The organism is Arenimonas oryziterrae DSM 21050 = YC6267 (genome assembly GCF_000420545.1).
Classification (GTDB): Bacteria; Pseudomonadota; Gammaproteobacteria; order Xanthomonadales; family Xanthomonadaceae; genus Arenimonas; species Arenimonas oryziterrae.
Window position 1 is genome coordinate 313,037 of the sequence record NZ_ATVD01000003.1, and the last position, 12,779, is coordinate 325,815.

At 67.1% G+C, this 12,779-nt stretch carries 13 protein-coding genes; 7 read left to right on the forward strand and 6 right to left on the reverse strand.

The window, feature by feature from the left end:
- Positions 1-1,188, reverse strand: a complete 1,188-nt coding sequence (locus G467_RS0109800) for a class I SAM-dependent rRNA methyltransferase (RefSeq protein ID WP_026802547.1) — start codon at positions 1,186-1,188, stop codon at positions 1-3.
- 258 nt (positions 1,189-1,446) lie between these two features.
- Between G467_RS0109800 and G467_RS0109805 the strand changes: the two genes are divergently transcribed.
- The 3 genes from G467_RS0109805 to G467_RS17535 all read left to right on the forward strand — a co-directional run bounded on the left by G467_RS0109805 (position 1,447) and on the right by G467_RS17535 (position 4,476).
- Positions 1,447-2,400: a TerC family protein gene (locus G467_RS0109805; protein ID WP_022969562.1), complete on the forward strand. Its 954-nt coding sequence runs from the start codon at positions 1,447-1,449 to the stop codon at positions 2,398-2,400.
- A gap of 42 nt (positions 2,401-2,442) precedes the next feature.
- Positions 2,443-3,216: a rhomboid family intramembrane serine protease gene (locus tag G467_RS0109810; protein ID WP_022969563.1), complete on the forward strand. Its 774-nt coding sequence runs from the start codon at positions 2,443-2,445 to the stop codon at positions 3,214-3,216.
- An 84-nt stretch (positions 3,217-3,300) separates the two neighbouring features.
- On the forward strand, positions 3,301-4,476 hold the full coding sequence (locus tag G467_RS17535; RefSeq protein ID WP_022969564.1) for a GGDEF domain-containing protein: 1,176 nt from the start codon (positions 3,301-3,303) through the stop codon (positions 4,474-4,476).
- Positions 4,477-4,480: 4 nt separating this feature from the next.
- On the opposite strand, the gene G467_RS0109820 is transcribed toward G467_RS17535, so the two are convergent.
- Together G467_RS0109820 and G467_RS0109825 are read right to left on the reverse strand one after the other, a co-directional pair.
- Complete coding sequence (locus G467_RS0109820; RefSeq protein WP_022969565.1) at positions 4,481-5,107, reverse strand: DUF2238 domain-containing protein; 627 nt, start codon at positions 5,105-5,107, stop codon at positions 4,481-4,483.
- 10 nt (positions 5,108-5,117) lie between these two features.
- A complete protein-coding gene (locus G467_RS0109825; protein ID WP_022969566.1) occupies positions 5,118-5,597 on the reverse strand; it encodes an Lrp/AsnC family transcriptional regulator in 480 nt (159 codons plus the stop codon).
- A 117-nt stretch (positions 5,598-5,714) separates the two neighbouring features.
- Between G467_RS0109825 and phhA the strand changes: the two genes are divergently transcribed.
- Positions 5,715-6,602 (forward strand): phenylalanine 4-monooxygenase, encoded by an 888-nt coding sequence (gene phhA, locus G467_RS0109830; RefSeq protein ID WP_022969567.1) that lies wholly within the window; start codon positions 5,715-5,717, stop codon positions 6,600-6,602.
- A gap of 64 nt (positions 6,603-6,666) precedes the next feature.
- Positions 6,667-7,755, forward strand: a complete 1,089-nt coding sequence (locus G467_RS17540; protein ID WP_022969568.1) for a M23 family metallopeptidase — start codon at positions 6,667-6,669, stop codon at positions 7,753-7,755.
- 74 nt (positions 7,756-7,829) lie between these two features.
- On the opposite strand, the gene G467_RS0109840 is transcribed toward G467_RS17540, so the two are convergent.
- Together G467_RS0109840 and G467_RS0109845 are read right to left on the reverse strand one after the other, a co-directional pair.
- Positions 7,830-8,801: a hypothetical protein gene (locus G467_RS0109840; RefSeq protein WP_022969569.1), complete on the reverse strand. Its 972-nt coding sequence runs from the start codon at positions 8,799-8,801 to the stop codon at positions 7,830-7,832.
- A gap of 63 nt (positions 8,802-8,864) precedes the next feature.
- Complete coding sequence (locus tag G467_RS0109845) at positions 8,865-9,566, reverse strand: hypothetical protein (protein ID WP_155844866.1); 702 nt, start codon at positions 9,564-9,566, stop codon at positions 8,865-8,867.
- A 143-nt stretch (positions 9,567-9,709) separates the two neighbouring features.
- On the opposite strand from G467_RS0109845, the gene G467_RS0109850 reads away from it, so the two are divergent.
- Both G467_RS0109850 and G467_RS0109855 read left to right on the forward strand, forming a co-directional pair.
- Positions 9,710-10,846: a sensor histidine kinase gene (locus G467_RS0109850; RefSeq protein WP_026802551.1), complete on the forward strand. Its 1,137-nt coding sequence runs from the start codon at positions 9,710-9,712 to the stop codon at positions 10,844-10,846.
- The gene (locus G467_RS0109855; RefSeq protein WP_022969573.1) at positions 10,843-11,481 is read left to right on the forward strand and encodes a response regulator; all 639 of its coding nucleotides are present in this window, start codon (positions 10,843-10,845) and stop codon (positions 11,479-11,481) included. Before G467_RS0109850 ends, G467_RS0109855 begins: the two co-directional genes overlap by 4 nt.
- Before the next feature lie 3 nt (positions 11,482-11,484).
- Here the strand turns inward: G467_RS0109855 and G467_RS0109860 are convergent, their stop codons facing one another.
- The gene (locus G467_RS0109860) at positions 11,485-12,714 is read right to left on the reverse strand and encodes an MgtC/SapB family protein (protein ID WP_022969574.1); all 1,230 of its coding nucleotides are present in this window, start codon (positions 12,712-12,714) and stop codon (positions 11,485-11,487) included.
- Positions 12,715-12,779 lie beyond the last annotated feature (65 nt).

Here is a 12,779-nt window from a genome sequence, read left to right on the forward strand (position 1 = left end):
TCAGTCGACCCGGCAGAACACCGCCTTGAGATACCGGCTTTCCTTCACATGCGCCATGAACGGATGATCGCCGCCCGCGCCCGACACTTTCAGGATCTGCACCGTGCGACCGGCGTAGAACGCCGCGCGGCGGATCATGTCGAGGAATTCCTCTTCACTGACCAGGCCCGTGCACGAACACGTCAGCAGGATGCCGCCTGGCGCAGTGACCTGCATCGCCAGCTTGTTCATGTCGTTGTACTTCTTCAGCGCGGTGATGACCTCATCGCGGTCGCGCGTGAGCTTGGCCGGATCGAGGATGACCACGTCGAACTGTTCGCCGCGCGCCTGGGCGTCGCGCAGATACGGGAACAGGTCGGCCTGCACGAACTTGATCTTCGCGTTGTTCAAGCGCGCATTTTTTTCCGCGATCTCGAGGATGCCCTCGTCGAGATCGATGCCGATCACTTCCTCCGCTTCGCCGCGAGCTTTCGCGTAGATCGCGAACCCGCCGGAATTGCAGCAGATGTCGAGCACGCGCTTGCCCTTGGTGAAGCGCGTGAGGAATTCGCGGTTGTCGCGCTGGTCGGCGAAAAAGCCGGTCTTGTGGCCGCTGCCGGGGCTGGCGCGGAACTTCAGTCCGTATTCGGTGATGACGCTCGGTGCCGGTGCCTCGGGCGCACGGAAGTCGAAGCTCTCCTGCTTTTGCACGTGTTCTTCGGCGAAGCTGTAGAAGCGGCAGCCCGGGAAACATTCCTTGAGCGCGTTGTAGATCCACTCGCGGTGTCGGAATGCGCCGGCCGAGAAGAACTCGACCACGAGCAGGTCGCCGTAGCGATCGACCACGAGCCCGGACAGACCGTCGCCTTCCGAATGCACGACGCGCCAGGCGTCAGTGACCTCGTCCAGGCGCAGCATGTCGCGGCGCAGGGCGACGGCGGCGCGGATCTTCTTGAGGAAAAACGCCTCGTCGATCGTTTCCTCGAAATCCTCGGTCAGCACGCGCAGGGCGATGCGGGAATGGCCGTTGTAGAACCCGCGCGCGACCCAGTGGCCGGTGTTGTCGACGATTTCCACGATCGAGCCCGGCTTGGGCTTGGCGACCGGCTTTTCGACCATCTTCTGGAAGATCCAGGGGTGGTTGGAGCGCCGTTCGATCTTCAGATGAACGACGGGCAGGTCGGTATGGGCGGGGCGGGCGGTAGTCATGGCGCCATTGTACCGGCTGGGCCCGGAGCCGCTGCTCGAGACCCCATCCACGTGACATTCACGGGCCGGGCGCGTTAATCTGGCGGTGAAGGGGAGTAGCTCCCGCTTCCGAGATCGTCAATACGAGGGCAACCCCCTCCGGTCCGGAAGGCAGGTCAAGACCTGCGAGCAAGACCTTCGTCCTCCGGGGCGAAGGTCTGTCCGAAATCGAACAGCCCTGCGCCTTGGTCGCGGGGTTTTTCATTCTCGGAGCTCGACATGCAAAGTATTGGCACCCCGATGATGTGGACGGCGTTCGCCGTCTTCGTGGTCATCGCTTTGATCGTGGACCTGCTGGTCCTCAAGCAGAACGGTCCGCATCGCGTCGGCCGGCGCGAAGCCCTGATCTGGAGCGCGGCCTGGATCGGTCTGGCGCTGCTGTTCAATGCCGGCCTGTGGTGGTACCTGAAAACACATCTTCCCGCGGTCGACGCCGACCGGGTCGCGACCGAATTCCTGACCGGCTACCTGGTCGAGAAGGCGCTCGCGGTCGACAACATCTTCGTGTTCCTGATGCTGTTCAACTATTTCGCGGTGCCGGCGCCGTCGCAGCAGCGCGTGCTGATTTTCGGCGTGCTCGGCGCAATCGTGTTGCGCGCGGTGATGATCTTCGTCGGCGCGGCGCTGATCGCGCAGTTCCACTGGATCCTGTACCTGTTCGGCGCCTTCCTGCTGCTGACCGGCGCGAAAATGCTCTGGGCCGCCGGCAAGGAACCGGACCTGGAGAACAATCCGCTGCTGCGCTGGTTGACCACGCACCTGCCGCTGACGCGCGGCTATCGCGGCGAAGCGTTGTGGCTGGGCGAAGGCGGCCGACGCAAGTACACGCCGCTGTTCGTGGTGCTGGTGATGATCGGCGTGACCGATGTGATCTTCGCGGTCGATTCGATTCCGGCGATCTTCGCCATCACCACCGACCCGTTCATCGTGCTGACCTCAAACGTGTTCGCGGTGCTGGGCCTGCGCGCGCTGTATTTCCTGCTCGCGGACATGGCGGCAAAATTCCACCTGCTGTCCTACGGCCTGGCCGCCGTGCTGATCTTCATCGGCGCGAAGATGCTGCTGGTCGACGCGATCAAGATTCCGGTGTTCGCCTCGCTTGGCGTGGTCGTGACCCTGATCGCGATGGCGATGGTGCTGAGCCTGTGGATCAAGCCCCGCCCGACAACGTAGGCGGCCGCTTGCCTTCGCCCACCTCCGCCCCATCTATCCCGAATGGACGCCACCAACCTCGATCCCGAACTCGCCGCCGCCCCGACCGTGCTTGCCCGGTTCCGGCGCGCACTGAACCTGAGCATGGCCGCGGTCATCGCCCTGACCGCGGTCTTTCTGGCGCAGGGGCAGTTCGATGTCGCGCCGTTCTCGATTCATCCGCAGGATCCGGCCGCGCTGATCGGCGTGCTGACCGCGCCGCTGCTGCACGGCTCGGCCGGGCACCTGGCCTCGAATGCGATTTCCGTGCTGATCCTGGGCACGCTGGCGGGCACGGTGTTTCCGCGCGCGACACTGCGTGCGCTGCCGGTGATCTGGATCGGGTCGGGCCTGGGGACCTGGCTGATCGCCACACAGGGCTACCACCTCGGCGCCAGTGGCGTGACGCATGGCCTCGGATTCCTCGTGTTCACGCTCGGCCTGTTGCGTCGCGACCGGCCGTCGATGGCGGCGGCGCTGATCGCGTTCTTTTTCTTCGGCGGCATGCTGCTGACGGTGCTGCCGCACGAACTGGGCGTGTCCTGGGAATACCACCTCGCCGGCGCCGTCATGGGCGTGCTCGCGGGCATCGTCTGGCGGCATGCCGATCCGGCGCCGCCGCGGCGTCGTTACAGCTGGGAGGACGAAGAAGACGCGGAAAACCCGGTCGCCGATCCCGAGCTCGACCTGCCGCGTCCCGACGAGGTGCCGGTGCTCTGGCGCCGGCCGCCGCCGGTCGCGCCGGGCGACAATGTCGTTGAATTCCGCCGACCAAAGTCCGATTCTGTGGGCGAGTAGACACTAACGGCCGGATTCGGTCGCCGGCCTGGTCCGGGAGTTGCATCGAACTACTCACCCCTTTCCGTGAGGCGCCTGGTTGCAATGGCCTGGACGTTCGACATCCGCACCGCCCTGTTCCTCGGCGCCTTCCTGTCGCTGCTGATCGGCGTGCTGTTGCTGGTCGTGCGGCGCAGTGTCAGCGGCGGGCTGCAGCCAAGCCTGCGCTGGTGGATCGCCGGCACCTTGCTGTATCCGGTCGGTTTCACCCTGATCGCGCTGCGCGGCGTCATCGACGACCTGTGGACGGCCGTGGTCTCGAACATGGCCATCGCCGCCGCGTTCGCCTGCTTCGCGGTCGCGCTGCGCGTGTTCAACGGCGGCCCGCAGCGACGCACGCGCCTGGGCGTGCTGGTGGTCCTGGTCGCCGCGACCGCGGCGTATTTCACGTTCTGGATTCCGGACCTGTCGGCCCGCACGGGCTGGATCTCCGCGCTCGATGCGATCCTGCTCGGCAGTTCGGCGCGCGCGATCTACCGCCGCGGCCAGGCCCTGAGCGCCGCGATGCACGTCACCGGCTTTCTCTTCGTGTTCAGTACCGTGTTGATGATCTTGCGCTCGGGCCAGCACCTGATCCTGCATACCGGCATCAGTACCGTGTTCACGCCGACGCCGATGCAGGTGACCGCGTTCGGGTTCGGCGGCCTGTTACCGGTCATCGGCACGGTCGGCTTCCTGCTCATGTGCACCGAACGCAGCCAGCAGGAGCTGGCCTCGGCCGCCCGCCTGGACTACCTCACCGGCATCTGCAACCGGCGCGCGATCGAAGACCTCGCCTCGCGCGCGATCGCCGCTGCCCGCCGGCACGGCATGCCGCTGGCGATGATGATCATCGACGTCGACCACTTCAAACGCATCAATGACGAACACGGCCACGAAGCCGGCGATCAGGCGCTGATCGAAACCGTGCGCCGCATCCGCGACAGTCTGCGCGCCGAGGATCTGGTCGGGCGCCTGGGTGGCGAGGAATTCGTCGCGGTCATGCCCAATACCGATGCGCAAAGCGCGCTCGCGGCGGCCGGTCGCACGCGCCAGGCCTTCGCCGATGCGCCGATGTTCGTGTCCGGCAGCCAGGTACGCGTGACCGTGTCGGTCGGCGTGGCCGTGCTCGTGGCCGAAGACGCACAGTTCTCGCACCTGCTGCGCCGCGCCGATCGCGCGATGTACGCGGCCAAGGCCGCCGGCCGCAACCGCGTGATGCTCGACGGCGCCGAAACCTGAGCGCTCAGGACAGTCCGAGCTGACGGTCGTGCACGCGCGACCAGACCCCCTGAGAAACGATCGCGCCGCACAGGCACAGGAACATGTCCCATTGCGTGTCCCAGACATCGCCCTGGGTCGCGAGAAACGCGTCGGCCTTGCCGCCCCAGACCAGCGCCGACCACCATTCGATCATCTCGAAGAACGCGCTGAACGCCAGGCACGCGCAGGTCACCAGCACGAACAGCCAGGTGCCGCGCGTGAGCGGACTGGTGCGCAACAACAACTCGCGCACCAGCACCGCCGGCACGAAGCCCTGCATGAAGTGACCGAGGCGGTCGTAGTGGTTGCGCGCCAGGCCGAAGGTCTCGCGCGCCCAGTCGCCGAGCGGGGTTTCGGCATAGGTGTAGTGACCGCCGTACATCAACACCAGCGCATGCAGCGCGAGCAGCCAGCACAGCAGGCGCGTGAGCGGAAACGCACGCCAGCGCCACGCGACCAGGGGCAGGCCGATCAGGATCCAGACGATCTCCAGTACCCAGGTCATCGGATCCTTGCAGCCGATCGCCGACACGACCAGGGCCGCCAATACGCCCCAGAGCAGAAAATGCGCTTCGCCGCGACCCGGGGACTGCAGGGTGTGCATCGTCATCGTGAGTCCTTCAAACCAGGTGATCGAGCGCCAGTCGCCGCGTCTGTTTTACCGCGCGCAGCACGAAACTGGAATTGACGTCGGCGACCGCATTGCCCTGCAGCAGGCGATCGAGCAGAAAACGCGAGAAATGTTCCAGGTCACGCACGACCACCTGCAACAGATAGTCCATGTCGCCGGTCAGCGCGTGGCAGGCGACGATCTCGTCCCAGGTGTTGACCTGGCGGCTGAAGTCGGCGATCGCCTCGGCGTCATGCCGCGCGAGCTGCACGCGCACGAAGGCCTGCAGGCCCAGGCCGACCTTGGCCGGATCGACCCAGGCCGCGTAGCCGGCGATGACGCCCGTGCTCTCCAGGCGCTGCACGCGGCGCAGGCAGGCCGAGGGCGACAGATTCACGCGCTCGGCGAGTTCGGCATTGGTGATGCGGCCGTCGACCTGCAGGGCCGCAAGAATCGCCAGGTCGGTACGATCGAGCCGGGAATCGTCCATTTGTTGTGCCTCTCTGCGTTTTGACAACATAACATTGCGCATTTACGGCCTGCTGGCGCAATTTTGCAAGCTCCTTCGGTGCTGGGGCCGATAGAATTCGCGCAACCGGAGATTCCCATGGCCAGCCCGCAGCGCGTCGAACACCAGCTCACCGACAAGGGACAGGTCCCGGTCTACACGACGGCCGTGGTCGAGCAGCCCTGGGACAGCTACACCGCGACCGACCACGAAGTCTGGCGCGCGCTGTTCCGCCGCCAGCGGCAACTGCTCGAAGGTCGCGCCTGCCAGGAATTCCTCGACACCCAGGATGCGATGGGCATGGGCGAGGACAGGATTCCGAAATTCGTCGAGCTCAACCGTCAGCTGCAGGCGAAAACCGGCTGGACCCTGATCGGGGTCGAAGGCCTGCTCCCGGAACTGGATTTTTTCGACCACCTGGCGCATCGGCGCTTCCCGGTCACCTGGTGGATCCGCAAACCCGAACAACTCGACTACCTGTCCGAGCCGGACTTGTTCCACGACCTGTTCGGGCATGTACCGCTGCTGATGAATCCGGTGTTCGCCGATTACATGCAGGCCTATGGCCTGGGCGGCGTGAAAGCACACGGCATCGGTCCCGAGGCGCTGGCCGAACTCACGCGCCTGTACTGGTACACGGTGGAATTCGGCCTGATCAACACGCCCGCGGGCCTGCGCATCTACGGCGCCGGCATCGTCAGCTCCAAGGGCGAGAGCATCCACTGCCTGGACAGCGCGGCGCCGAACCGCATCGGCTTCGACCTGCGGCGCATCATGCGCACGCGCTATCGCATCGACACGTTCCAGAAAACCTATTTCGTCATCGACAGCTTCGATCAGCTCATGCAAGCGACGGCGCCGGACTTCCGCCCGTACTACGCGCAGCTGGCGACCGAAGCGACGATCCCGGCGGGCGACATCCTGGCGAGCGATACGGTGTTCCAGCGCGGCACCGGCGAGGGTTGGCTGACCGACGGCGACGTGTAAGCCGGTGCAACCGACGCGCGGCGGACGGTATCCATCCCGGAAATCCTCACCGTGATGACTGTCCATGCGTGCGTTCGTTCTGTCCTGCCTGTGTCTGTGTGCCGCCGCCTCCCCGTTCGCCTTCGCCGCCGATGAGCTCGATGTCGGTCTGAGTGCCGCGCCCGGCACCGTCTATGTCGAACGGCTGCCGGACGTGCAGTCGCTCAATTTCGAATTGCTGCTGGTCAACCGCGGTGCGGTTGCGCTCGACATCGACCGCATCCAGCTCAGCGCCTATGACGCGCAGGGTGCGCTGCTGCTGCGCCGGCTGGTCGACGGTAACGGCGTGCGCCCGAGCATCGGCGTGATCGACGGCCGCCGCATTGCACCGGGGCAGACCTTGGCCGTGTTCAATCCCTTCCACAGCCTCGCCCGCGAATTGCCGCTCGCGCGCCTGCACTACGATATCGACCTGTCCAACGAAGACGGCAGCCACACGCTCACGCGCAGCCTCGATGTCGCCCCGGTCGCCTACGAGAACCGCAGCGAGCTGCTGCTGCCCGTGCGCGGCCGCCTGATCAACTACGACGGCCACGATTTTCTCGGCCATCACCGCCGCTTCGACGTGCATTTCGCGCCGATCGCAGCGATGGGCTTCACCGCGAACTTCATGCGCTACAGCTACGACTTTGTGCCGGTGAACGCCGCCGGCGACATGGTGGCCGGCGATCGGGCGGCCAATGAAAACTGGTTCGGCTTCGGTGCCGACGTGCGCGCCGTTGCCGCCGGCACCGTGGTCGCCGTCGTCAACGATCAGCCCGACAACCGCCAGTTCGACCAGGGCAAACTGGCCACGCAGCCGATGGTGCTGTTCGGCAACTATGTCGTCATCGACCATGGACACGGCGAGTTCGGCGTTTACGGACATCTGCGCCAAGGCAGCGCAAAGGTGAAACCCGGCCAGCGCGTCCGGGCCGGCGAGACGATCGCGGCGATCGGCGCGTCGGGCAGTTCGCTGTTTCCGCATCTGCATTTCGAACTGCAGGACGGTCCGGATACGCGCGCCGAAGGCCTGCCGTCCTACTTCAGCCACTACGCGCGCCTTGTCGGTACGCAGCGCATCGCGCGTGCGCGGCTGCCGGTGGATACCGGCGAGATCGTCGAAGCGGACTGAGGGGTCCCCGCCGCCCTGGCCCGAAAGAAAAACGACCGGCAAGCCGGTCGTTTTTTCTGTTCGCGACAACCAGTTCAAGGATCGCCCGGCTCGGCCGGCATGTCCGGGAACTCTTCGCCGTACTCGTTCAGATGCGCCTTGTCGTGGTGCTCGCCGGTCTTGAGCGTGATGGTGACCGGCGGTCCCGGCGGGCAGGGCGCGCGGATGCACCAGCGCATTTCGCTCGCGCGCATGACGCGCATGTCGCCTTCGTGGAACCACGCGTACACCTTGTAGTCGCCGGCAGCGAGCCGGTCGATGCGGTATTCGCGCTGATCGGCTGTCGTGCGCACACAACCGGCCTGTGCGCCGTCGGTGCTGATCGCGCAGACATGCATCGGCGGGATCGCCTCGCTGGGGTATTCGATATGGCCGGAGATCATGCCGCTGCCACCCGGCGCGGGCTTGGGCGCCGGTGTCGGCGCAGAGGCGTCCGCCGCTGCGGCCGTAGCGACGACGCAGCGCAGCACCGATTGGTTGGCTTCGGCGCCGTCGGCGAATTCGATGCGCTCGCCGCCGTGGCCGTCGAGATCGAGGAAGTCCTGGCCGGCCGCGTCTTTGGACAGCGCGAGTTCGGAGGCCGCAGCGACATCGCTGACCAGACCCGCGCGATCTCCTTGCACCTGCATTGACAAGGTCTGTGCGCTCGCCGAAGACGCGAGCTCGAACGAAAAGATGCGGCGGCCGCCGTACGTCGACAGCGGCTCGGTCGGCTGACAGATCACGAGCGCACGATCCTTGCGGTCCTGCGCATGGCATTGCAGGCGCGGATCGGCGCCGAGCTTGGCCAGTTGCGCCGCCGGTGGCTGCGTCAGCAGGCTGCGATCGCCGCAGTGCACGAGCGCGCTGAGCGCGTCGTTGTCGTCGCTCGGTTCCGACGGCGCCGGCGCGGGTGGCGGCGTCGCCGCGACCGGCGTCGCAGGCGGGCTCGGTGCGGCGGATGCCGCCGGCGCGCGATCGCAGGCGCTTGCCAGGATCGCCAAGGTCAGGACAACAAGTGCGCGCATTGGTGCGTCTCCGCCATCGGGAGCGCCGACTGTACCGCGCCTGCCCCCGACTGGCGGCTGAACTCAGGCGAGTTTCGCCGCCGGCAGCGCGGCCGGCGCCGGCAGGAATTTGCGACCCAGGTAGATGCGCGCGAGCACAGCGGCTGCGAGCGGGGCCAACCAGGCGAGATTCTGCAGCAGCGGGCCGGCCAGCATCGGCAGGAGCTTGGGCAGGCCGATCGAGAGGAAGGCGATATGCGTGGCGACGCCGTTGCCGATCATCGCGCCCAGATGTTCCTCGAGCCACCAGCGCGGCTGCGTCGGCGCACGACGCGTGAAGCGCAACATGCCGACGCCGCCGAGCAGACCGACCAGCGAGAACGCGATGAAGATCAGCTGCGACTGCGACGCGAAAAACAGACCCAGTGCGAGCACGACCGCGCCGCTGGCGAGGTTGAGCACCGCGAGGCCGCGATAGACCGGTCCGGTGAAACGCGCCCAATCGCGCTTGTCACGGATCGCGCGCCAGCTCACCCAGACCGACGTGATCGTGATGACCCACAGGTACAGCAGGAAAATGCCGCCGAAGGTGCTCTTGAGCGTCAGGACGCGGACCGCCAGCGGTAGCGCCGGCACCAGCAGGCCCACCATCGCCGCGAGATAGACCTTGCCGGCCCGCTTGTGCAGCGGACTGCCCTTCTTGCTCATGCCCGCGACCCAGAACGTCGCCAGGGCCACGAGGCCCAACAGGCCATGCAGGGACAACAACACTTGATAGGCGCTCATCATTCTGTCTCCTCGGTGTGGCTGCAGCATCGCCGGCAGGTGCAGGCCGGACAGGTGCCGGCCGTCATCAAGGCGTGGTGCCGGAAGTCACCATCTCGCGCCAACGTCTTGAGCTCGCGCGCGCCGCGGCCCAAGCTGCACCCATGCTCAAGCACCTGCGCCCGCTGATCGACCCGATGAACATCGCCGCCTACCTCGCGTGGGTCGCGATCGGCCTGGAGGTGTGGATGTCGTCGCCCAAGAGCACGGGCCTGCTGCCCGCCGCCGTGTTGTGGCCGACCATGGTTGCGGCGCATGCGGCCGTGCTCGCCCTGTTCCTGTTCGGTCAGCTCGGCACCTGGACCCTGGCGATGCGCCGCGGCCTGGTCTGGGCGCAGATGCTGATCGCGCTGGTGATGATTGCGAGCGCGCGCTACACGGCGGTGCCGGTGCTGCTGATCATCGCGATGGCGCAGAACGCGCAGTTGTATCCGGCGCGGCCGCTCGCGCTGCTGTTCGTTGCCGTGAACGCGGTGATTTACGCCCTGCTGCGCGGCCTGTGGCAGTCCTCGTCGCCGGTGCTGTTCCTGATCATCAATGCCAGCTTCCAGTTGTTCGCAATGATGACCAGCTGGTACGCGGTAACCGCGGAACGCTCGCGCGACGCCTTGCTGGCCGCCAATGCCGACCTGGTGGCGACGCGCTCGCTGCTCGCCGAATCGGTGCGCGACTCCGAACGCCTGCGCCTGTCGCGCGAGCTGCACGACATCGCCGGGCACAAGCTCACCGCGCTCAAGCTCAATCTCGCCGCGCTCGCGCGCGATCCGCGCCTGGCTGACCACGAACCGGTCGCCCTGTGCGCGCAGCTGGCCGACGAATTGCTCGCCGACATCCGCGGGGTCGTGCAGCAGATGCGCCTGCACGACGGCATGGACCTGCGCAGCGCGCTCGTGGCGCTCGCGGCGCCGTTTCCGAAACCGCAGGTGCATCTGGAACTGGCGCCGGACGCGCGCGTGGCCGATCTCGCCCAGGCCGAAGCGGTGTTGCGCTCGGTGCAGGAGGCGCTGACCAATGCCGCGCGCCATGGCAATGCCGACCACATCTGGATCGTGTTGCGCCGGGACGAGGATCGCATCGCCCTGGACATCCGCGACGACGGTCGCGGCAGCGGCGCGCTGGAGTTCGGCAATGGTCTGTCGGGCATGCGCGAGCGCCTGGAAGCGATCGGCGGTCGCTTGCAAGTCGAACGCAATGCCGCCGGGGGCGTGCAGCTGCTCGCGACCTTGCCGGTGATCGCGTGAGCGCGCCGATCCGGCTCGCGCTCGCCGACGACCAGGCCCTGGTGCGCGGCGGCCTGCGCGCCTTGCTCGAGGGCTTCGCGCCCTTGCAGGTGGTCATCGAAGCCGGCGACGGCGAGGCCCTGCTCGCGGCGCTCGACGCGACACCCGTCGACGTGATCCTGTCCGATATCCGCATGCCCGGCACCGACGGGTTCGTCCTGCTGCAGCGCCTGCGCGAACGCGGCGATGCGACACCGGTGATCCTGCTGACCACGTTCGATGAGCCCGAGCTGCCGCTGCGCGCCAGCGCCGCCGGGGCGCAGGGCTTCCTGCTCAAGGATGCGTCGCCCGAAGATCTGTTCGAAGCGATTTCCCGCGTCGCGCGTGGCGAGACCCTGCTCGCGCCGGTGCCAACTGATCCGGTGCGCGCGCGTTACGCCTTCCGCGACCAGAGCCCACCGACTGACACCTTCAACGAGCGCGAGGTCGCGATCCTGCGCCTGCTCGCCGGCGGCTATTCCAATCGCGAAATCGCCAAGGCCGTGTTCCTGTCCGAGGGCACGGTGAAGAACTACGTCTCCGACATTCTCGACAAGCTCGGCACCCGCGACCGCACGCGCGCCGTGCTCAAGGCGATCACGCTGCGCATCATCTGAGCCTCAGCGCTGGAAGAGGATCGCCAGCAGCACGGCCAACAGCATCGCCGACAGGCCGATCGCCACGCGCAGGCCATAGCCGCGGCCGCCACTGACCGTCGCGATCGTGCTCTTGACGATCGCACTAACCGACAGCAGTACCCACAGACCCCAGCGCGACTGGTCGGCGGTGAGTACGGCCTGTTCGAACAATTGTCCGAGCGTGGCGATCGCCGCATGCAGTTCGGCCGCCGCAGCGATCACCGTCGCGAGCAAGGCCCCGCGCGGACCGATCCAGGCGTTCATCGCGGCGGAGACGAAGACGACAGCCGCGATAATCACGGCCAGTCCCAGCGCCGGCCCGAACCGGAACATGCGCGCCTCGGCCGTGGGCGCCGCCTGTGTCGCCGACGCCCCGCCATGCAGGCCGAGCAGGCCACCGAGCAGCAGCGTCGCGCCGCCGGCCACCAGCGGCAGCGCGAGCGTGCGCAGCAGCGTCGGCGAGACAGTGAGCAGGATCGGAACGAACAGGCTCAGCGAGGCGAGGTTGGCCAGCATCGCCGCGCCCACGCAGGCCCGCAGCAGCGACGGGGTTTCGCGCGCGCGTTGTCCGAAGCCGGCGGTCGCCGCTGTCGACGAGGCATAGCCGGCGAAGAATCCCGCGACCGCCAATCCCCAACGGATGCCGACCACGCGCAAGGCAACATGACCCAGTGCGCTGACCGCCATGATCAATACCACCAGTCGCCAGAGGATCGCCGGATTGAAGGCGGCGTAGGGACCGATGCCGCGGTCGGGCAACAGCGGCAGGATCACCAGCGCGGCCGCGAGCAGGACCAGGCCATCGTGCACCTCGCGCTCGCTGATCCGCTCGCGGGTGAAGCGATGCAGTTTCGTCTTGAAATACAGCAAGGCCGCCGTGAGCACGCCCAGGCCCGCCGCGAGCGCCGGGTGGGCCAGACTCAGTCCGCCGATCAAGGCCGTCAGCATCAGCGCCACTTCGCCGGTGACGCCGATATCCTGCGCCGACGAGCGCCAATAGCTGATCAGTACCAGGCCGGCGACGAGGGCGAGCACCAGCAGGAAGACCCCCGGCCCCAACCAGAGCGCGACCGCTCCCAGCAGGGCCGTCAGCGCATGCGTGCGCACGCCGGCCAGGGCATCGCGGTGCTGGCGCTCGCGCACGGTGCCGATCAACAGGCCCAGGCCCAGCGCGGTGATCAGGGACGGCCACAGAGCCTGGAACAGCGGCATCGCACCTCCGGCGTAGTCGCCCCGATTCTGCCACGGCCCTTACAATGGCGGCCTCCCGCCCCCGC

Bases quoted from the DNA above. Each gene is read 5' to 3' on its own strand.
- G467_RS0109840 (WP_022969569.1), bottom strand. From the start codon at position 8,801: ATGCGCGCACTTGTTGTCCTGACCTTGGCGATCCTGGCAAGCGCCTGC.
- phhA (WP_022969567.1), top strand. From the start codon at position 5,715: ATGGCCAGCCCGCAGCGCGTCGAACACCAGCTCACCGACAAGGGACAG.
- G467_RS0109825 (WP_022969566.1), bottom strand. From the start codon at position 5,597: ATGGACGATTCCCGGCTCGATCGTACCGACCTGGCGATTCTTGCGGCC.
- G467_RS0109805 (WP_022969562.1), top strand. From the start codon at position 1,447: ATGCAAAGTATTGGCACCCCGATGATGTGGACGGCGTTCGCCGTCTTC.
- G467_RS0109810 (WP_022969563.1), top strand. From the start codon at position 2,443: ATGGACGCCACCAACCTCGATCCCGAACTCGCCGCCGCCCCGACCGTG.
- G467_RS0109845 (WP_155844866.1), bottom strand. From the start codon at position 9,566: ATGAGCGCCTATCAAGTGTTGTTGTCCCTGCATGGCCTGTTGGGCCTC.
- G467_RS0109800 (WP_026802547.1), bottom strand. From the start codon at position 1,188: ATGACTACCGCCCGCCCCGCCCATACCGACCTGCCCGTCGTTCATCTG.
- G467_RS17535 (WP_022969564.1), top strand. From the start codon at position 3,301: ATGGCCTGGACGTTCGACATCCGCACCGCCCTGTTCCTCGGCGCCTTC.
- G467_RS0109820 (WP_022969565.1), bottom strand. From the start codon at position 5,107: ATGACGATGCACACCCTGCAGTCCCCGGGTCGCGGCGAAGCGCATTTT.
- G467_RS0109860 (WP_022969574.1), bottom strand. From the start codon at position 12,714: ATGCCGCTGTTCCAGGCTCTGTGGCCGTCCCTGATCACCGCGCTGGGC.
- G467_RS0109850 (WP_026802551.1), top strand. From the start codon at position 9,710: ATGCTCAAGCACCTGCGCCCGCTGATCGACCCGATGAACATCGCCGCC.
- G467_RS17540 (WP_022969568.1), top strand. From the start codon at position 6,667: ATGCGTGCGTTCGTTCTGTCCTGCCTGTGTCTGTGTGCCGCCGCCTCC.